We start from the raw sequence: 19,599 nt of genomic DNA, 5'->3' as shown, positions 1-19,599 counted from the left end.
GGCGATAGCGCATAGGAGCCGGTCCGGCTCACTGCGACAAGGCCGCGAACTCGACCGCATCGTGGCTGCAGAAGATGCGGACCTTAGCGTCCGTGTCCATCGCCAGATTCCGCAGGCGCGCCTGGTTGCGGAGATGGAGGTCGAAATCCACCGCCATCATGCGCTGATAGGCGCGCGCGCCGGGCGGGGCGTGCCGCCCGGGCCGGTCCATCTCGTGGCGGAAGAAATAGGCGTCGGCGGCGTCGAAAAGCCACCCGCCCGGAGCGTCGACGGCGACCCCCGCATGGCCCCAGGTATGGCCGGGCAGCGGCACCATGAGGATCTCGGGCGGCAGGCCCTCGAGCTCGCGCACCGCGTCGAAGCCGAACCAGCGCTCGCCCTTGGCGCCGTAGAAGCGCCAATGCTTCACGCCGTCCCATTGCTCCGGGCGGTAGCGGTTGCGGGCGATGAAGCCGCGGCGACGGCGCGCGGCCTCCATCTCGTCAGCCATGACATGGACCGTGGCGTCCGGGAAATCCTCGAGCCCGCCCGCATGGTCGAAGTCCAGGTGAGTGAGCACGATGTGCCGCACGTCCGACGGCGAGAAGCCGAGCCTGCGCACCTGCTCCAGGGCGGTGTAGCGGCGCTCGAACCGGATCTGGTTCAGGTGGACGAAGAGCGGGCTGAGCCGCGGATAGGTCTCCTCGACGTCGCGCGTCCCGAACCCGGTATCGACCAGCACCAGGCCCTGGTCGGCCTCGATCAGGAGGCAGTGGCAGATCAGCGTCCCGCGCAGGCCCCGGCTGAAGCCGTCGAACAGCGCGCCGCCGACGGGACACATGCAGCCGCAATTGAGATGATGGACGCGCATCAGGCCTCCGGGCGAGCCCGGGGTACAAACGCCCGCGCCGGAGAGTGTTCCCGTACGGTCCCGTTCAGGCCGCCGCGGCGGCCTTGCGCAGCGTCTCGGTCAGGTCGCGGTTGAGCCGGGACTCGAGCAGCGTGAGGACGGCCGCCTCCTCCGGCTTCAGGGTCGCGAGGTTCTTGCGCAGCTCCTCCTCCACCTCCTCCTTGATGTCCAGCATGAGGTCGCCCTGGAGATAGGAGTGCAGCACCTCCGGGTGGACATAGCACTTGCGGCAGATCGTCGGCGTGTTGCCGAGCCGCGAGGCTACCCGCTCGATCGCGGCCCGCACGTTCTTCTTCGCCTTGGCGTCCGAATCGAAGGTCTCGAACTCGGCGAGCGCGAGCGCGGCGAGAACCGTGCCGGCCCAGGTGCGGAAGTCCTTCGCCGTGACCTCGCGGCCGGTTATCTCCTTCAGGTAGGCGTTGACGTCGGCCGAGGTCACGTCCTGCCGCCTGCCTTCGTCGTCGATGTACTGGAAGAGCTCCTGGCCGGGCAGGTCTTGGCACTGCTTGACGATCTTGGCGATGCGGCGGTCCTTGATCCTGAGATTCCAGGTCTTGCCGGACTTGCCCTTGAACTGGAATTTCAGCTCGGCGCCGTCGACCCGCACATGCCGGTCCTTGAGCGTCGTCAGGCCGTAGCTCTTGTTCTGCTTCACGTAATCGTCGTTGCCGACCCGGATCAGGGTGTTCTCCAGAAGGTACACGACCGTCGCGAGCACCTTCTCGCGCGGCATGCCGGGAAGCTTCATGTGCTCGGCGATCTTCTCCCGGATCGCGGGAAGACCGCGCGCGAATTCGAGCATGTGCTCGTATTTCGTCGAGTCGCGGACCTCGCGGAACTTGGGATGGTAGCGATACTGCTTGCGGCCCTTCGCGTCCCGCCCGGTCGCCTGGATGTGTCCGTTCGGAAAGGGGCAGATCCACACCTCCGTATAGGCCGGCGGGATCGCGAGCTTGCGGATGCGCTCCAGCGTCTTCTCGTCCCGGACCGGCTTCCCGTCGACCCCGATATAGGAGAAGCCCTTGCCGGCGCGCTTGCGGCGGATGCCGGGCCGGTCGTCCGACACGTAGCGCAGCCCGACCGACTCGGCCGCCTCGCGCGGATCGACGACGTTCTCGATCTCGCGGTCGCTCTCGACATCGGGCGGCATCGGCACGGACTCCGGCACGCGGAAAGGCGGGCGGTCAACCGGAGATGCCTAGCCTGGTTCCCGGACGTCGCTGCGGCTCCCCATCACACCGGCGCGATGGCAGCGGCGGCCGGACCCGTTCACGAGCGGGCAACCATGTTCCAAGCGCGTCGCCGCTCGTAAACGGCGCCGCAACGAAGCGCTCCCAGGCTGCCGCCCGTGTCATGCGGCGAGGGAAGATGGTGATGCGATTGAGCACGACGGTTGCGGTTGCCGCCTTCCTGGCGGGCGCCGGGAGCGCCCTGGCCGGCGACGGCCTCGACCGGCACGGTCTCGATCATTACCGGGACCACCACTGGCATGGCGCCTTCGCGGAGCCGCCCACCCACGGCCAGCCGCCCCTCGCCGAATTCTACGCCTACTACATCCCACGGGGCGTCCTGCATAACGGCCCGCCGCTCCCGGTCGCCCGCTACCGCTCCGGCTACCGCGACGTGATCCGGGCCAAGTACTGAGCCGCACGCCGCCCCGATCGGCGCCGAAACGGCGGACGCGGCCGGGAGGGCATGCTACAGGGTCTCCCAAACCCAGGGAGACCGCCGATGACATACATGGATGTCCGCACCGGGACGCGCGCGCTGAGCGACCCGAAGCTGTTCCGGCAGCAATGCTACGTCGACGGGGCCTGGGTCGACGCGGATGGCGGCGCCACCATCGCGGTCGACAATCCCTCCACGGGCGACGTCCTGGGCACCGTGCCGAAGATGGGCGCGGCCGAGACGCGGCGCGCCATCGAGGCGGCCGAGGCGGCGCTTCCGGCCTGGCGCGCCAGGACCGCCAAGGAGCGCTCGCAGATACTCCGGCGCTGGTTCGACCTGATGATGGCGAACCAGGAGGACCTCGCCGCGATCATGACGGCCGAGCAGGGCAAGCCGCTCGCCGAATCCAAGGGCGAGATCGCCTATGCGGCTTCCTTCATCGAATGGTTCGCCGAGGAGGGCAAGCGCACCTACGGCGACGTCATCCCGGCGCACGGGACCGACAAGCGCATCGTGGTCATCAAGCAGCCGGTCGGCGTCTGCGCCGCCATCACGCCCTGGAACTTCCCGGCCGCCATGATCACCCGCAAGGCGGGCCCGGCGCTCGCGGCCGGCTGCACCATGGTGCTGAAGCCGGCGAGCCAGACGCCGTTCTCGGCGCTCGCCTTGTGCGAACTCGCAGAGCGGGCCGGCGTGCCGAAGGGGGTCCTCTCCTGCGTCACGGGCTCCGCGACCGAGATCGGCGGCGAGATGACCTCGAACCCGATCGTCCGGAAGGTCACCTTCACGGGCTCGACCGAGATCGGCAAGCTGCTCCTCGAGCAATGCGCCAGGACCGTGAAGAAGACCTCCATGGAGCTCGGCGGCAACGCGCCCTTCATCGTCTTCGACGATGCGGATCTCGAGCCCGCCGTGAAAGGCGCAATCGCGTCCAAGTACCGCAATGCCGGCCAGACCTGCGTCTGCGCCAACCGCATCCTCGTCCAGGACGGGATCTACGACGCCTTCGTGAAGCGCCTCGCCGAGGCGGTCTCCGGCATGAAGGTCGGCGACGGCTTCAAGGAGGGCACGGTGATCGGCCCGCTGATCGACAGCAAGGCCGTCGCCAAGGTCGAGGAGCATGTCGAGGACGCGCTCGCCAAGGGAGCCAAGGTCGTGACCGGAGGCAAGCGGGCGAGCCTCGGGGGGTCGTTCTTCGAGCCGACCGTGCTCGCGGACACGACGCCGGACATGAAGATCTTCCGCGAAGAGACCTTCGGGCCGGTCGCGCCGATCTTCCGCTTCAAGACGGAGGAGGAGGCGATCCGGCTGGCGAACGACACCGAGTTCGGCCTCGCCTCCTACTTCTACGGCCGGGACATCGGCCGCGTATGGCGCGTAGCGGAGGCGCTCGATTACGGGATCGTCGGCATCAACGAGGGCATCATCTCGACCGAGATCGCGCCCTTCGGCGGCGTGAAGGAATCGGGCCTCGGCCGCGAGGGATCCCATTACGGGATCGATGATTACCTCGAGATCAAGTATCTCTGCATGGGCGGCATCTGACCCGCCTCGGCGCTCCCGGCCCGCCAATGCCCGGCTTCGGGAGAGCGTAGCGAGCCGCGGACATCCTCCCGGCGCTTCCTCAGCCGTCCGGCGCAACCCACGGGCGCTTGCGCCTACGGCGGATCCGTCGCAGCATTCGACGCGCGTCCAACGTGATAGCTTATGAAATCACAATAACTATATGTGATTAAGCGAAACCCTCGGAATGGGCGTTGACGGCTTCGGTCACCGCCCGCGCGAATGCGATGGAGGTCAATATGAGATCCAGGACCCTTGTCCGTCTCTGGGCCGTGGCCGCATGTTTCGTCGGAATGGCCGGTGCCGCAGCTGCGCAGACGACGCTCCTGAACGTGTCGTACGATCCGACCCGGGAGCTGTACCGGGAGATCAACGCCGCCTTCACGAAGAGCTGGGCGGACAGGACGGGCGAGCGCATCACGATCCGGGCTTCGCATGGCGGCTCGGGCGCCCAGGCGCGCAGCGTCATCGACGGACTCGACGCCGATGTCGTCACGCTGGCCCTCGCACCGGATATCGACGCCATCGCGGCGCAGTCGGGCAAGATCCCGACCGACTGGCAGAAGCGCCTGCCGAACAATTCCTCGCCCTATACCTCCACCATCGTATTCCTGGTCCGGAAGGGGAACCCCAAGGGCATCAAGGACTGGGACGACCTAGCGAAGCCCGGCATCCAGGTGATCACGCCGAACCCCAAGACGAGCGGCGGCGCGCGCTGGAACTACCTCGCGGCCTGGGGCTGGGCCCTCGACAAGTGGAAGAGCGAGGAGAAGGCGCGGGAATTCGTGGCCGCGATCTACAGGAACGCCCCCGTACTCGACACCGGCGCGCGCGGCTCGACGATCAGCTTCGCCCAGCGCGGGCTCGGCGACGTGCTGATCGCCTGGGAGAACGAGGCGTTCCTCTCGCTGGACGAGTTCGGGAAGGACAAGTTCGAGATCGTCGCCCCGTCGCTGTCGATCGTGGCCGAGCCGCCGGTCGCGCTCGTCGATGGCAATGTCGACAAGAAGGGGACCCGTAAGGTGGCGGAGGCCTATCTCGAATATCTCTACGGGCCGGAGGCTCAGGCCATCATCGGGAAGCATCACTACCGCCCGTCAAAACCCGAGCATGCCCGCAGGGAGGACCTCGACCGGCTGCCGCAGGTGAAGCTCTTCCGGCTCGAGGAGGTGTTCGGGAGCTGGAAGGACGCGCAGGCGAAGCATTTCGGCGCGGGCGGGATCTATGACGGCTTCGCGAGGGCGGGACGCTAGCCGATGCGGGCGGCGGGGCTCAGTCTCAAGGAGCCGAGCGCGCTTCCGGGCTTCGGCCTGTCGCTCGGCTATGCGCTGGCCTATCTCTCCGCGATCGTCCTGATCCCGCTGGCGGCCCTGATCTACCGCGCCGCGGGAATCGGCCTCGCCGGCTTTGCGGATGTGCTCGGCGATCCCAGGGTGCTGGCCGCGCTCAGGACCTCGTTCGGCATCGCCTTCGCGGCCGCGGTGGTCGCCTCGCTCTTCGGGCTTCTCGTCGCCTGGGTCCTGACCCGCTATCGCTTCCCCGCCCGCCGGATCGTGGATGCGGCCGTGGACCTGCCCTTCGCGCTGCCGACCGCGGTGGCGGGCATCGCGCTCGCGGCCCTCTACGCCCCGAACGGCTGGATCGGCTCCCTCCTCGCGCCCCTCGGCCTCAGGGTCGCGTTCACGCCGCTCGGCATCTTCGTGGCTCTCGTCTTCGTGGCCCTGCCCTTCGCGGTCAGGACCGTCCAGCCGGTCATCGGCGAGATCGACCGCGAGCTGGAGGAGGCCGCCGCGACGCTCGGGGCGACGCGGGCGGAGAGCGTCTTCAAGGTCGTGCTGCCGCCGCTCGTCCCGGCCGTGCTGACCGGCTTCGTGCTGGCCTTCGCGCGCTCCGTCGGCGAATACGGCTCGGTGATCTTCGTGGCCGGCAACCTGCCCTTCGTGTCCGAGATCGCACCGCTGCTCGTCGTGATCAAGCTGGAGGAATACGACTATGCCGGCGCGACCGCGATCGCGACGGTGATGCTCGGTATCTCTTTCGTGGGCCTGTTCCTGATCAACCTCCTCGAGGCCTATGCCCGGCGGCGACTCGGGCATGGCTGAGCGCGCGCCCGATCCCGCCGGCCCGATCGGCAGCGTCACGACCGAGCCGCTCTGGGTGCGGCGGATCCTGATCGCGATCGCGATCGCGTTCCTGGGCCTGTTCCTGCTTATGCCGCTCGTCGCGGTGTTCTTCGAGGCGCTGCGCGGCGGCTGGGCCGCCTACCGCGCCTCCTTCGACGATCCGGATGCCCGCGCGGCGATCGCCCTCACGCTCACGGTCGCCTCGATCGCCGTCCCCATGAACCTCGTCTTCGGGGTCGCGGCCGCCTGGGCGATCGCGAAGTTCGAGTTCCGCGGCAAGAGCCTGCTCGTCACCCTCATCGACCTGCCCTTCTCGGTCTCGCCGGTGGTGGCGGGGCTCGTCTTCGTTCTCCTGTTCGGGGCGCAGGGCCTCGTCGGCCCGTGGCTCCGCGAGCACGGCGTGCAGGTCATCTTCGCCCTGCCCGGGATCGTGCTCGCGACGGTCTTCGTCACCTTCCCGTTCATCGCCCGCGAGCTGATCCCGCTGATGCAGGACCAGGGGCGGGCGGACGAGGAGGCGGCGACGACGCTCGGCGCCTCGGGCTGGCGCACCTTCTGGTCGGTGACGCTGCCCAACGTGAAATGGGCGCTTCTCTACGGCGTGCTGCTCTGCAATGCCCGCGCGATGGGCGAGTTCGGCGCGGTGGCCGTGGTGTCCGGCCATATCAGGGGGCAGACCAACACCATGCCGCTGCATGTCGAGATCCTGTACAACGAGTACAACCTCGTCGGCGCATTCGCGATGGCGTCGCTCCTGGCCGGCCTCGCGCTCGTGACGCTCGCGATCAAGTCCTTCCTCGAATGGCGGTTCGGCGGCTCGATCGCCTCCGCGCCGGCGCATTGAGGCCCGCATGCGCGTCCAGGCGATCGGGATCACGAAGCGCTTCGGGAGCGACGACGCGGCCCTGAACGGGGTCGATGTCGAGGTGCGCTCGGGCGAGCTGATGGCGCTGCTCGGACCCTCCGGCTCGGGCAAGACGACGCTGCTGCGCGTGATCGCCGGGCTCGAAACCCCCGATTCCGGCCGGGTCATGTTCGGCGACGAGGACGCGACCGACATCCCCGTGCGCAAGCGCCGGGTCGGCTTCGTGTTCCAGCACTATGCGCTGTTCCGGCACATGACGGTGTTCGACAACATCGCCTTCGGGCTGCGGGTGCGCGGCCGGGAGCGGCCGAGCCGCGCCGAGATCGCCGCACGCGTCGGGGAGCTGCTCCGCCTCGTGCAGCTCGAGGAATACGGGCGGCGGCGCCCGAACCAGCTCTCGGGCGGACAGCGCCAGCGCATCGCGCTCGCCCGGGCGCTGGCGGTGGATCCGCGCGTGCTCCTGCTGGACGAGCCCTTCGGCGCCCTGGACGCCCGCGTGCGGAAGGACCTCCGCCGCTCTCTCCGGGACATCCACGACGCCACGGGTCGCACGACCATCTTCGTCACGCATGACCAGGACGAGGCGCTGGAGCTCGCCGACCGCGTCGCCATCCTCAACAACGGCATCCTGGAGCAGATCGGCACCCCCGACGAGGTGCATGATCACCCGGCTTCCGCCTTCGTCATGTCGTTCGTCGGCGAGAGCTCGCGCCTGCCCGCAACCGTGTCGGGCGGCAGGGTGCTGTTCCGCGACACCCCCGTCCCGGTCACGGCCGGAATCGGCGCGGACGGGCCGGCCGCCCTCTATCTCAGGCCGTGGGATATCGCGTTCACGTCCGGGCCGGCCGGCTTTGCGGGCCATGTCGTGATGGTGCGGCGCGCGGCGGGCGGCCGCCGCGCCGAGGTGGCGCTGGATGGGCCCGACGCGCCGCATGTCGAGGTCGGGGTGCCCGTGGGCGCCAGCGTCGCGCGCGGCGAGAACGTGCGGATCGAGATCCGGGGCGGGCGGATCTTCCCGGCCTGAGAATTTGCGCCGACCCCGGCGGCGACGCGCCCTATTCGCTGTAGCCCCAGTCAGGGCGCGAGCCGAGCCCCGTGAAGGCGGGCTTGCCGAGCCCGTAATCCGAGCCGACATAGCCGGGCCCGCCATTGACGGGGCGGCGATGCGGCCGGGGCGGCGCGCCCCATGCCTCGTAGCCGTGGGACCGGGCCGCGGCCCCGTCCTCGAGCACGGGCGGGCCGCCGGGGCCGCTGCGGCTCCCGTAATCGGCGGCCCCGGCCGGCGCCGATGCGGCGAGGACCAGGCCCAACCCGGCCGCAAGCCGGCCCTGACGCAGATGATTCGGCATGGGCCGATCCTAATGCGCGCGGCCCCTCTCCGGAGTTAACGCCGGGCTCGCCTCGGGACGCCCGAGGCCTTAAGGCGGCCTGCGATGGATCCCTCCTTCACGCTCGACCCGCGCCTCGACGCCGACACGCTGCATGTCGGCGACCTCCCGCTCTGCTCCGTCCTGCTGATGGACGATGCGCGCTTTCCCTGGCTGATCCTCGTTCCCCGCCGCGCCGGGCTGGTCGAGATCACCGACCTCCAGGACGCGGACGCGCAGGCGCTCATGGGCGAGCTGCGGATGGCCGCGCGCGTGATGCTGGAGCTGGCCAGGCCCGACAAGGTCAATGTCGCGGCGCTGGGGAACGTCGTGTCCCAGCTCCATGTCCATGTCGTGGGGCGGTTCCGCTCCGATCCGGCCTGGCCCGGGCCCGTCTGGGGCCACGGCACCCGCATTCCCTACCCGCCGCACGCCGCCACCTCCCTGGCCGAGCGCGCGGGCTCCCTCTTCGCGCAAGCCTGACAGGACGGAGCGACCTTGTCCGAACTCGGATACATCCAGAACCGGCTCGTCCGCGCCGGGATCGAGCACGATCCGGACGGGCTGCTCGCCGAGGCGACGCGTCCGGGCATGCCGGTCGTGGCGATCGCGGGCGAGCAGGCGATCCTGCATGCCGATGGCGGGCGGGCGAGCGCGGTCCTGCCGGCGGCGATCGAGGCCGAGACGCCGCGCGAGCGCGTTCTGCTCGGCATGCTGGAGGGCCGCCCTCTGGCGGGGCTTCTCTACGAGGCGGGGGTGGCCGACCGGATCGCGGACGCGCCCTCGCTGTCGGCCCAGGACCTTCGCTCGATCGCCGTCCAGGGCACCGTGCCCGCCGACGAGCTCGGCATGCTCGCCCAGGCGAAGTCGCTCCTCTCCTGGCATGCGCGCCACCGCTTCTGCGCCAATTGCGGCAACCCGACCGAGCCCGCGGCCGGCGGGCTCCGCCGCGACTGCCGGGCCTGCGGCGCGCAGCACTTTCCGCGCACCGACCCCGTCTCCATCATGCTGATCGCGCGCGGCGACACATGCCTACTCGGGCGACAGAAGCGCTTCGTCGCCGGCTCCTATTCCTGCCTGGCGGGCTTCATCGCGCCCGGCGAGACGCTGGAGGATGCCGTCCGCCGCGAGGTGCTGGAGGAGGCCGGAATCCGCGTCGGCCGCGTCAGCTACGTCGCCTCCCAGCCCTGGCCCTTCCCGTCCTCCATCATGATCGGCTGCTGGGGCGAGGCTCTCACCGAGGAGATCGTCCTCGACCGCGACGAGCTCGAGGACGGGCGCTGGTTCCACAGGGACGAACTCGCGCTCATGCTCGAGCGGCGTCACCCGGACGGGCTGATCACGCCGCCCCCCATGGCTATCGCGAACCACCTGATGCGGGCCTGGCTCACAGGACGTGCCGGACCCGCACCGGGCGCGTGACCCGCCGGGAGGCGTCTCTCCCTCCCCGGTCCGAATCCGCACGCCGTGCCGTGCCGCGCCAGGGCGACCGAAGCTCAGGCCCCGAAGAAGCTTACCATCTCGGCCGCAATCGCCTGCGGCTCCTCGTGCAGCACCCAATGGGTCGCATCGTCGAACCAGACGATCCGCCCCTCGTCGCACATCGCGAGGCTCGCCTCGGCCAATCCCGGCGCGAGCGCGACGTCGCGCCTGCCCCAGAGGATGCGGGTAGGCACCCTGATCCGTCCCGCGGGCGGAAGGCGCCGCTGGACCAGCGCCCGGTACCAGTTCAGCATCGCGGCGAGCGCGCCCGGCCGGGCCCAGGCCTCTCGGTAGAGTTCGAGGTCCCGCTCGGCGAAGGCGCCCGGCCGGCTCGTCCCCGCCAGCGCCCGGCGGAGCGGGAGGAAGTCGCGCGCCGCCAGCAGGCGTTCCGGCAGGCCGGGCAGCTGGAAGAGCGCGACGTAGGAGCTGCGCAGGAGTTGCGCCGGATGGCGCCTGATGAAGGGCCGGACGGCGTCGGGATGGGGGGCGTTGACGATCACGAGCCGATCGATGCGCTCGGGATGCCGTCCCGCCAGCCAGAAGGCGACGATCCCGCCCCAATCATGCCCGGCGAGGTGGAAGCGCTCGCGCCCGTAGGCCCCGGCGAGCCCCAAGACATCCGCCGCGAGATGCGGGATTCGGTAGGCGCCGATCCCCTCCGGCTTGTCGCTCCGCCCGTATCCGCGCTGGTCGGGCACGACGACCCGGAACCCCGCCTCCGCCAAGCGCCCGACCTGATGGCGCCAGCCATGGGAGAATTCCGGGAAGCCGTGCAGCAGGATGACGAGGGGCCCGTCCTCCGGGCCGGCCTCCAGCACGTGGAGGCTGATGCCGTCGACCCGGTGCAGGCGCCCGGCCGGCATCAGGGCAGGCCGTCCAGGCTCTTGCGGAAGGGGTGGGCCGGGAAGACCCCGAGGATCCGGAACTCGCGCGAGAAGAAGGCGAGCTCCTCCAGCGCGCGCGCCAGGCCCGACTCCCCGGGATGGCCGTCGACCTCCGCGTAGAACTGCGTCGCCGTGAACTGCCCCTCGACCATGTAGGATTCGAGCTTGGTCATGTTCACGCCGTTTGTCGCGAAGCCGCCCAGGGCCTTGTATAGGGCCGCCGGAATGTTCCGGACCCGGAATACGAAGCTCGTCACCGTGTCGCCGTTGCCGGCCGGCGCCCAGCGCTCCTCCCTGGCGAGCACGATGAAGCGGGTCGTGTTGGAGGCCTCGTCCTCGACGTCCTCCGCCAGGATGTCGAGGCCGTAGATTCTGGCCGCCATGCGCGGGGCGAGCGAGGCGCGCGTGCGGTCGCCGGCTTGCGCGATCTCCCGCGCGGAGCCGGCGGTGTCGCCCGCCACGACCGGCTTCAGCCCGAGCCGGCGGATGATCTTCCGGCACTGGCCGAGGGCGTGGATGTGGCTGTGCACCGTCCGGAGTTCCTCCACGGCGACCCCCGGCAGCGCCATGAGCTGGAAATGGATCGGCAGGAAATGCTCGCCCACGATGTGGAGGCCGGAGGTCGGCAGCAGGTGGTGGATGTCCGCGACCCGGCCCGCGATCGAGTTCTCGATCGGGATCATGGCGAGTTCCGCCTCGCCCTCGCTCACGGCGGCGAAGGCGTCCTCGAAAGTGGCGCAGGGAAGCGGCTCGTGCTCGGGGCAGGCCTGGTTGCAGGCCGTATGCGAGTTCGCGCCCGGCTCGCCCTGGAAGGATATCTTCGCCATCAGGCCCCTGCCGCGCCGGCGAGCATCGCCCGCGCCCTTTCCAGATCCTCTGATGTGTCGACGCCGAGCGGAACGGTCTCGACGACGGTGGCGTCGATCCGCATCCCGGCCTCCAGCGCCCGGAGTTGCTCCAGCTTCTCCCGCAGCTCGAGCCGCGAGGGCGGCAGCGCCACGAAGCGGCGGAGCGAAGCCCGGCGATAGGCGTAGAGCCCGATATGGTGGAACAGCGGACCCTCCCCCCAGGGCGCGGTCGCCCGGGTGAAGTAGAGTGCTCGCAGCCGCCCGGGCCCGACCTCCGTGCCGACGAGCTTCACGACGGACGGCGCCGTCCGCTCCTCCTCACGGGCGATCACCGCGACCAGGGTCGCGATGTCCACGGCCGGGTCGGCGAGCGGACCGATGCAGGCGGCGATGACGTGCGGCTCTATCGTCGGCAGGTCGCCCTGGACGTTCACGACGACGTCGTGCCGCCCTTCCGGGTCGAGCGCCTCGATCGCTTCCCAGATCCGGTCCGAGCCCGACGGGTGGTCCGGGCGGGTCGCCACGGCCCGGCCGCCCGCTGCTTCGACGGCCCGCAGCACCTCCGGCGCGTCGGCCGCCACCGCGACCGGTCCGATGCCCGCCGCCACGGCCCGGCGCCAGACATGCACGATCATGGGCTCGCCCGCGATGTCGGCGAGCGGCTTCCCAGGCAGGCGGGTTGCGCTCATGCGCGCCGGTATGAGGACGAGCGGGTCTGACACGGGAACGTTCGGGAAGTGGCGGGGCTGTACCAGCGGCGGCGGCGCTTGTCATCGGGCCGGCTGCGACCACGCGCGTGAGCGGCGGCCGTTGTCAAGCTCGCGCAAATGCGCATAAGCAACCCCCGCCGAGGGGCGCGCGTTCGGCGTCGAGGCAGGAGTGCGAACGTAGAGATGGCTATTCAATCGGCGGGCGGAACCCATCCGGGCGGCGGACGCGATCCGCTGCTCGGCAACAAGATCGCGGGCGCCACGCTCGGAGCCCTTCTGCTCGCCATGGGCCTGAACATCTTCTCCGGCATCATCTACACGCCGAAGAAGCCGGCAGTGCCCGGCTACGACCTGCCCGCCCCCGAAGCCGGCGCCTCGGCGGGGGGCGCGAGCGACCAGCAGGCGCAGGCCGAGCCGCTGCCGGTGCGCCTCGCGAACGCCGACCCGGCGAAGGGCCAGGCGGCCGCCAAGAAATGCCAGGCCTGCCACGCCTTCGAGAAGGGCGGCCCGAACAAGATCGGCCCCAACCTCTACGGCACGATCGGGCACCCGAAGGCGGGCCATGCCGGGTTCAACTACTCCGCCGCCATGAAGGGCAAGGGCGGCGAGTGGACCTTCGAAGACATGGACGCCTTCCTGGCCAATCCGAAGGGCTTCGTGCCCGGCACGATCATGGCGTTCGCGGGCATCTCGAACCCGAAGGAGCGGGCCGACGTGATCCGCTACCTGCAGACACTGGCGGACAACCCGGTCCCGCTGCCGGCGGCCGAGGCCGCACCCGCCGCGCAGCCCGCAGCCGCGCCCGGTCCGTCCCAGACGCAGCAGCAGCCGACCCCGCCCACCCCCGGCCAGCGTGCGGAGCCCGCACCCGCTCCGCTGCAGGCCACCCCGCAGCCGGCCGAGCCGCAGACGCAGCCCGGCGCGCAGCAGCAGCCTGCGCCCACCCGCCCAGCCGACCCGGCCCAGGCGACCCCGCCGCAGACCGAGCCGAAGCCGCAATGATCCGGGGAAGGCCCGCGACGGCGTCGCGGGCCTTTTCGCTTCGCCGATCCTAAACCCGACACATTCCTGCGGCCGGGTCTCTGCATGACATCACCGACGCGTTTCCCCGACGGGCAGAGCCGGCGGGACATCCTCAGGCTCGCGGGCGCGGCCGGCGCCGCCACGATCACCGGCCTTCCGGTGCCCGCGCAGGCCGAGGACAAGGTCTGGCGTCATGCGGTCTCCCTGATGGGGACGCCGAGATACCCGGCCGGCTTCACCCATTTCGAGCACGTGAACCCCGGAGCGCCGAAGGCCGGGCTGCTGCGGCTCGGCGCGCAGGGCACCTTCGACAACTTCAATCCCTTCGTGGAGGGCGTGAAGGGCGAGCTGGAGAACGGGATCGAAACCCTGCTCCACGACACCCTGCTGGTCGCCTCGGAGGACGAGGTCGCGACCGAGTACGGCCTGATCGCGGAGGCGGTGAGCTACCCGGCCGATTTCGGCTCCGTCACGTACAGGCTGCGGCCGGAGGCCCGGTTCCAGGACGGCTCGCCGATCACCCCGGCGGACGTGATCTTCACCTTCGAGACGCTGAAAGGGACGCGCCCGACCTACGCCTTCTACTACCACAACGTCCAGAAGGCCGAGCAGACCGGCCCGCACGAGGTCACCTTCACGTTCTCCGAGAAGGGCAATCGCGAGCTGCCGCAGATCGTGGGCCAGATGCCGGTCCTGCCGAAGGCCTGGTGGACGGGCACCGCCCCCGGCGGGGAGCGCCGCGACCCGAAATCGACGACGCTCGAGCCGCCGCTCGGCTCCGGCCGCTACCGACTCAAGAGCTTCGATCCGGGCCGCTTCGCCCTCTACGAGCTCGCGCCCGACTACTGGGCGCGCGATCTCAACGTGAATGTCGGGCGCCACAACTTCCGCGAGATCCGCTTCGAGTATTTCCGCGACTCAACGGTCCTGCTCGAAGCCTTCAAGGCGGACCGGCTCGATTTCCGGAGCGAGAACAGCGCCCGCAACTGGGCGACCGCCTACGAGTTCCCCGCAGTCGCGGAAGGCCGGGTCGTCAAGGAGGAGTTCCCGATCCGCTCCATGGGCGTGATGCAGGCCTTCGTCTTCAACCTCCGCCGCCCCCGCTTCGCGGATCCGCGCGTGCGCCGCGCCTTCAACCTCGCCTTCGACTTCGAGGACACGAACCGGACGCTGTTCTACGGCCTCTACCAGAGGATCGATTCCTACTTCTTCGGCACCGAGCTCGCATCCTCCGGCCTGCCCGAGGGGCAGGAGCGCGAGATCCTGGACAGCGTCAAGGACAAGGTGCCCGGGGCGGTCTTCACGACGCCCTACCGGAATCCGGTGAACGGGACGCCGGACGCGGTGCGGGCCAATCTGCGCGAGGCGGTCCGGCTCCTCGCGGAGGCCGGCTACGAGCTGAGGGGCCGCCAGCTCGTCGACAAGCGCACGGGCGAGCCGTTCCGGGTCGAGTTCCTCGGCTTCGACCAGAATACGGAACGGTTCGTGCTTCCCTACCGGGCCGCGCTGGAGCGGATCGGGATCGCGGTCGACCTGCGCATCGTGGATGCGGCGCAATACCAGAACCGGCTGCGTTCCTTCGATTTCGACATCACCACGAGCGTCTGGGCGCAATCGCTCTCGCCCGGAAACGAGCAGCGCGAGTATTGGGGTTCCGCGGCCGCCGACCGGCCCGGCTCGCGCAATCTCGCCGGCATCAAGGATGCCGGGATCGACGCTCTGATCGAGCGCGTCATCTACGCCAAGGACCGTCCCGAGCTCGTCGCGGCGACGCGCGCGCTCGACCGGGTGCTGCTGGCGCACGACTTCGTCGTGCCGCAATGGTCCTCCCGCGTCGTCCGGACCGCACGCTGGAACCGTTTCGGACGCCCGAACCGCCTGCCCGAATATGGCGGGTCGGGCTTCCCGACGGTCTGGTGGTACGATGAGGCGCTCGTGGCCCGGACGGGCGCGCCGCGGTGACCTGGAGCATGCGGCGGCGTTCTCTTCTGACAGGCGCCGGCGCGCTCGGCGTCGCGGCGGCGATCCGGCCCGGCCGCCTCGTGGCCGAGGAAGCCGAAAGCCACGGCCTGTCCATCTTCGGCGACCTGAAGCACGGGCCGGATTTCGCCCATTTCGCCTATGTCCGGCCGGACGCGCCGAAGGGCGGCTCCTTCTCCCACCAGATCGCCGCGACGGCCGGGAACCAGAACTTCGACACCTTCAACACGCTCAACATCTTCGTGCTGCGGGGCGACGGCGCGGCCGGGATGGGCCTGACCTTCCAGAGCCTGATGGTGCGCGGCCTGGACGAGCCGGACGCGATGTACGGGCTCGTGGCGGCCGGCGTGCGCCGCAGCCTGGACGGGCTGACCTACCGGTTCCGGCTGCGGCCGGAGGCGCGGTTCCACGACGGATCGAAGCTCACGGCCGGGGACGTCGCGTTCTCGGTCAACCTCCTGAAGGCGAAGGGCCATCCCCGCATCTCGCAGAACCTGCTCCAGGTGAAGGGCGCCGAGGCGGAGGGGCCGGAGCTGGTCCGCATCGACTTCCTGCCCGGCCGCTCGCGCGACCTGCCGCTCGTCGTGGCGGGCCTTCTTCTCCGCAGCCTATTATTCGGGGCGCGATTTCGAGGCCGCCACGCTCGAGCCGCCGCTCGGCTCGGGCCCCTACCGGGTCGGCAGGTTCGAGGTCGGGCGCTTCATCACCTTCGAGCGGGTGAAGGACCACTGGGCCGAGACGCTGCCCGTCAATGTCGGGCAGAACAACTTCGACGAGATCCGCTACGAGTATTTCCGCGACCGGCAGGTCGCCTTCGAGGCCTTCAAGGCCGGGATCTTCACCTTCCGCCAGGAATTCACGGCCCGGATCTGGGCGACGGGCTACGACTTCCCGGCCGTCGCGGAAGGCAAGGTGAAGCGCGAGACGATCCCGGACCGCACACCCTCGGGCATGCAGGGCTGGTTCTTCAACACGCGGCGCGAGAAGTTCAGGGACCCGCGCATCCGCGAGGCGATCGGGCTCGCCTTCGACTTCGAATGGACGAACGCGACCGTCATGTACGGCGCCTATACGCGGACCGCGTCCTATTTCGAGAACTCGGACCTCAAGGCGGAGGGCAGGCCCTCTCCCGACGAGATGAAGCTGCTCGAGCCGTTCCGCGACCGCGTGCCCGAAGAGGTCTTCGGCGAGCCCTATGCGCCGCCGCGCTCGGACGGTTCCGGCCAGGACCGCGCGCTGCTGAGGCGAGCGAACGAGCTTCTTCGCCAGGCAGGATGCAGGCGGGAGGGGACCGGCCTGCGCCTGCCCTCGGGCGAGCCGCTCGCGATCGAGTTCCTAGACTTCCAGCCGACGCTGCAGCCGCACACGCAACCCTTCATCCGCAATCTCGGCCTCCTCGGGATCTCGGCATCCTCGCGCATCGTCGATGCCGCGCAGTACCAGCGCCGCACCGAGGAGTTCGACTTCGACCTGGTCACCGCGCGCTATTCGAACTCGGCCACGCCCGGCGAGGCTCTGCGGCTGATCTTCGGCTCGCTCGCCGCAAGGACGAAGGGTTCGCAGAACCTGGCCGGCATTGCCGATCCCGTCGTCGACGCCCTGCTCGAGACGATCATGCAGGCCGAGACGCGGCCGCAGCTCGTAGCCGCCGTGCGGGCGCTCGACCGCGTGCTCCGGGCCGGCCGGTACTGGGTGCCGATGTGGTATCGCGGCTCGAACCCGGTGGCGTACTGGGACGTGTTCGGCCACCCGCCGACGCCGCCTGCCTACGATCTCGGCGCGCCGGCCACCTGGTGGTACGAGCCCGAGAAGGCGAAGCGGATCGGCAGGACGTGACAGGTTAGGGCCAGCTCACGATGGCAGCCTATATCGCCCGGCGCATCCTGCTCATGATCCCGACCATCCTCGGGATCATGCTGATCTCCTTCGTGATCGTGCAGTTCGCGCCCGGCGGGCCGATCGAGCGCATCCTGGCGCAGCTCCAGGGGACCGATATCGGCGCCACGGGCCGGATCACCGGCGGCGGGGGCGATCTAGGCGGCGGGGCGGCGCGTGTCCCGGCTGGAGGGGAGACCAGTTCCCGCTACCGCGGCGCGCAGGGCCTTGATCCGGGCTTCATCAGGCAGCTCGAGGTGCAGTTCGGCTTCGACAAGCCCCCGCACGAGCGCTTCCTGAAGATGATCGTGGATTACGCGCGCTTCGATTTCGGCAAGAGCTTCTTCCGCGACGTCTCCGTCCTCCAGCTCATCCGCGAGAAGCTGCCCGTCTCGATCACGCTCGGGCTCTGGATGACGCTCCTGTCCTATTCCATCTCCATCCCGCTCGGCATCCGCAAGGCCGTGAAGGACGGGCGACCCTTCGACGTCTGGACCTCCGCCGTGGTGATCGTCGGCTACGCGATTCCGGGCTTCCTGTTCGCGATCCTGCTGATCGTGCTGTTTGCCGGGGGGTCTTTTTGGCAGATCTTCCCGCTGCGCGGGCTCACGAGCGAGAACTGGAACGAGCTCTCGCTGGGCGGCAAGATCCTGGACTATCTCTGGCACATCTGCCTGCCCGTCACCGCCATGGCGCTCGGCGCCTTCGCGACCTCGACGCTGCTTACCAAGAACTCGTTCCTGGACGAGATCCGCAAGCAATACGTGCTGACCGCCCGCATGAAGGGCCTGTCCGAGCGCGGCGTGCTCTACGGCCACGTCTTCCGCAACGCCATGCTGATCGTGGTGGCGGGCTTCCCCGGCGCCTTCATCGGGTCCTTCTTCGCCGGCTCGCTCCTCATCGAGACGATCTTCTCGCTGGACGGGCTCGGCCTGCTCTCCTTCGAGTCGATCGTGAACCGCGACTACCCGGTCGTGTTCGCGAACCTCTACATCTTCTCGCTGCTCGGCCTCGTGGTGAACCTCCTCTCCGACCTGACCTATGTCTGGATCGACCCGAGGATCGATTTCGAGACGCGGGAGGCGTGAGGCGGTGAGCGACACGGCCCTCTCCGCCCCCGAGCTCGACCGCATCCCGGTCGCCTCGCCGGCCGCCTCTCCCGTCGCGCCACCGCTGCCGCGCGAGGGCTTCATCCGCCTCTCGCCCCTGAACCGCCGGCGCTGGCAGAACTTCAAGGCGAACCGCCGGGGCTACTGGTCGCTCTGGATCTTCCTCGCGCTGTTCGGCGCGAGCCTCTTCGCCGAGTTCATCGCCAATGACCGGCCGATCCTGGTCAGCTACAAGGGCGAGCTGCTCTATCCGGTCTTCGTCGACTATCCGGAGGAGAAGTTCGGCGGCTTCCTGGCCGTGACCGACTACCGCGACCCGGTGATCGCCAGGGAGATCGCCGAGAACGGCTGGGCGGTCTGGCCGCCGGTCCGCTTCTCCTACTCCACGCACAATCTCGACCTGCCCGTCCCGGCCCCGTCCGCGCCCACCTGGATGTTGTCCGACGCGCAATGCCGGCCGGCGGCCGAGAAGGCGGGCCGGCAGCCTCCGCCGGGGGAGGCCTGCCGCGCCATCGAGCGGAACTGGCTCGGGACGGACGACCAGGGCCGCGACGTCGTCGCGCGGCTCATCTACGGGGTGCGGCTCTCGATCCTGTTCGGGCTCATCCTCGCCACGATCGCCTCGGCGATCGGCATCGTGGCGGGCGCCATCCAGGGCTATTTCGGCGGCTGGACGGATCTCATCATGCAGCGCTTCATCGAGATCTGGACCTCGCTGCCCTCGCTCTACCTGCTGATCATCATCTCCTCGATCATCACACCGAGCTTCCTCGTCCTTCTCGGCATCCTGCTCCTGTTCGAATGGGTATCCCTCGTGGGCGTCGTCCGGGCGGAGTTCCTGCGCGGCCGGAACTTCGAATATGTCCGCGCGGCCCGCGCGCTCGGGCTGTCGAACGCCACGATCATGTTCCGGCATCTCCTGCCGAACGCCATGGTGGCGACGCTCACCTTCCTGCCCTTCAATCTCAACGGCTCGATCGCGACGCTCACCTCGCTCGACTATCTCGGCTTCGGCCTGCCGCCCGGCTCGCCCTCCCTCGGCGAGCTCCTGGCCCAGGGCAAGGCGAACCTGCAGGCGCCCTGGCTCGGCCTGACGGGCTTCGTCGTGATCGCCTTCGTGCTGTCCCTGCTCATCTTCATCGGCGAGGCCGTCCGCGACGCCTTCGACCCGCGCAAGACGTTGGGGTAGTGTGGACGATCAGGAGGACCCGAC

Annotated in this window: 18 protein-coding genes and 1 pseudogene; 13 read left to right on the top strand and 6 right to left on the bottom strand. The window is 69.6% G+C overall.

Annotated features, from left to right (window positions below; genetic code table 11):
• Window positions 1–28: 28 nt before the first annotated feature.
• Both HJG44_RS00165 and HJG44_RS00160 read right to left on the bottom strand, forming a co-directional pair.
• A complete protein-coding gene (locus tag HJG44_RS00165) occupies window positions 29–850 on the bottom strand; it encodes an MBL fold metallo-hydrolase (protein ID WP_171216349.1) in 822 nt (273 codons plus the stop codon).
• 64 nt (window positions 851–914) lie between these two features.
• Window positions 915–2,039, bottom strand: a complete 1,125-nt coding sequence (locus HJG44_RS00160; protein ID WP_171216348.1) for a DNA topoisomerase IB — start codon at window positions 2,037–2,039, stop codon at window positions 915–917.
• A 224-nt stretch (window positions 2,040–2,263) separates the two neighbouring features.
• Between HJG44_RS00160 and HJG44_RS00155 the strand changes: the two genes are divergently transcribed.
• The 6 genes from HJG44_RS00155 (at window position 2,264) to HJG44_RS00130 (ending at window position 8,132) form a co-directional block, all read left to right on the top strand.
• A complete protein-coding gene (locus HJG44_RS00155) occupies window positions 2,264–2,533 on the top strand; it encodes a hypothetical protein (protein ID WP_171216347.1) in 270 nt (89 codons plus the stop codon).
• Window positions 2,534–2,620: 87 nt separating this feature from the next.
• Entirely contained in the window at window positions 2,621–4,102 is a 1,482-nt protein-coding gene (gene gabD / locus HJG44_RS00150) for an NADP-dependent succinate-semialdehyde dehydrogenase (RefSeq protein ID WP_430394970.1), read from the top strand.
• Window positions 4,103–4,359: 257 nt separating this feature from the next.
• Window positions 4,360–5,373, top strand: a complete 1,014-nt coding sequence (locus HJG44_RS00145; protein WP_171216346.1) for a sulfate ABC transporter substrate-binding protein — start codon at window positions 4,360–4,362, stop codon at window positions 5,371–5,373.
• 3 nt (window positions 5,374–5,376) lie between these two features.
• Window positions 5,377–6,222, top strand: coding sequence for a sulfate ABC transporter permease subunit CysT (gene cysT, locus HJG44_RS00140; RefSeq protein ID WP_171216345.1), 846 nt, complete (start codon window positions 5,377–5,379; stop codon window positions 6,220–6,222).
• The gene (cysW, locus tag HJG44_RS00135) at window positions 6,215–7,087 is read left to right on the top strand and encodes a sulfate ABC transporter permease subunit CysW (RefSeq protein WP_210260870.1); all 873 of its coding nucleotides are present in this window, start codon (window positions 6,215–6,217) and stop codon (window positions 7,085–7,087) included. Before cysT ends, cysW begins: the two co-directional genes overlap by 8 nt.
• Before the next feature lie 7 nt (window positions 7,088–7,094).
• Window positions 7,095–8,132 carry a sulfate/molybdate ABC transporter ATP-binding protein gene (locus HJG44_RS00130; protein WP_171216343.1) on the top strand — a complete coding sequence of 346 codons (1,038 nt, stop codon included), beginning with the start codon at window positions 7,095–7,097 and terminating at the stop codon, window positions 8,130–8,132.
• A gap of 31 nt (window positions 8,133–8,163) precedes the next feature.
• Here the strand turns inward: HJG44_RS00130 and HJG44_RS00125 are convergent, their stop codons facing one another.
• A complete protein-coding gene (locus tag HJG44_RS00125) occupies window positions 8,164–8,457 on the bottom strand; it encodes a hypothetical protein (RefSeq protein WP_171216342.1) in 294 nt (97 codons plus the stop codon).
• Window positions 8,458–8,541: 84 nt separating this feature from the next.
• Here HJG44_RS00125 and HJG44_RS00120 point away from each other — a divergent pair, with 84 nt between their 5' ends.
• Together HJG44_RS00120 and nudC are read left to right on the top strand one after the other, a co-directional pair.
• A complete protein-coding gene (locus HJG44_RS00120) occupies window positions 8,542–8,958 on the top strand; it encodes an HIT domain-containing protein (RefSeq protein ID WP_171216341.1) in 417 nt (138 codons plus the stop codon).
• 15 nt (window positions 8,959–8,973) lie between these two features.
• Window positions 8,974–9,897, top strand: coding sequence for an NAD(+) diphosphatase (gene nudC, locus HJG44_RS00115; protein WP_246735978.1), 924 nt, complete (start codon window positions 8,974–8,976; stop codon window positions 9,895–9,897).
• A gap of 74 nt (window positions 9,898–9,971) precedes the next feature.
• Here the strand turns inward: nudC and HJG44_RS00110 are convergent, their stop codons facing one another.
• Genes HJG44_RS00110 through HJG44_RS00100 form a run of 3 tightly spaced genes read right to left on the bottom strand, consistent with a single transcriptional unit; the run spans window position 9,972 to window position 12,411 of the window.
• A complete protein-coding gene (locus HJG44_RS00110; RefSeq protein ID WP_171216340.1) occupies window positions 9,972–10,820 on the bottom strand; it encodes an alpha/beta fold hydrolase in 849 nt (282 codons plus the stop codon).
• Window positions 10,820–11,668, bottom strand: a complete 849-nt coding sequence (locus HJG44_RS00105) for a prephenate dehydratase (protein WP_171216339.1) — start codon at window positions 11,666–11,668, stop codon at window positions 10,820–10,822. Before HJG44_RS00105 ends, HJG44_RS00110 begins: the two co-directional genes overlap by 1 nt.
• A complete protein-coding gene (locus HJG44_RS00100) occupies window positions 11,668–12,411 on the bottom strand; it encodes a 3-deoxy-manno-octulosonate cytidylyltransferase (RefSeq protein WP_171216338.1) in 744 nt (247 codons plus the stop codon). The genes HJG44_RS00105 and HJG44_RS00100 overlap by 1 nt, the downstream gene beginning before the upstream one ends.
• Before the next feature lie 171 nt (window positions 12,412–12,582).
• On the opposite strand from HJG44_RS00100, the gene HJG44_RS00095 reads away from it, so the two are divergent.
• The 5 genes and pseudogenes from HJG44_RS00095 to HJG44_RS00075 all read left to right on the top strand — a co-directional run bounded on the left by HJG44_RS00095 (window position 12,583) and on the right by HJG44_RS00075 (window position 19,575).
• Complete coding sequence (locus HJG44_RS00095; protein ID WP_171216337.1) at window positions 12,583–13,401, top strand: c-type cytochrome; 819 nt, start codon at window positions 12,583–12,585, stop codon at window positions 13,399–13,401.
• An 84-nt stretch (window positions 13,402–13,485) separates the two neighbouring features.
• Window positions 13,486–15,384 (top strand): extracellular solute-binding protein, encoded by a 1,899-nt coding sequence (locus tag HJG44_RS00090; RefSeq protein WP_171216336.1) that lies wholly within the window; start codon window positions 13,486–13,488, stop codon window positions 15,382–15,384.
• A gap of 8 nt (window positions 15,385–15,392) precedes the next feature.
• Window positions 15,393–17,238: pseudogene (locus tag HJG44_RS00085) on the top strand (extracellular solute-binding protein).
• A gap of 20 nt (window positions 17,239–17,258) precedes the next feature.
• Window positions 17,259–18,365, top strand: a complete 1,107-nt coding sequence (locus HJG44_RS00080; RefSeq protein WP_171216335.1) for a microcin C ABC transporter permease YejB — start codon at window positions 17,259–17,261, stop codon at window positions 18,363–18,365.
• Window positions 18,366–18,408: 43 nt separating this feature from the next.
• The gene (locus HJG44_RS00075; RefSeq protein ID WP_346767092.1) at window positions 18,409–19,575 is read left to right on the top strand and encodes an ABC transporter permease; all 1,167 of its coding nucleotides are present in this window, start codon (window positions 18,409–18,411) and stop codon (window positions 19,573–19,575) included.
• Window positions 19,576–19,599 lie beyond the last annotated feature (24 nt).

This window comes from Enterovirga aerilata (assembly GCF_013044135.1).
Classification (GTDB): domain Bacteria; phylum Pseudomonadota; class Alphaproteobacteria; order Rhizobiales; family Beijerinckiaceae; genus Enterovirga; species Enterovirga aerilata.
Note: the sequence above shows the minus strand (reverse complement) of the source record. Positions and strands in the feature narration are given on the sequence as shown.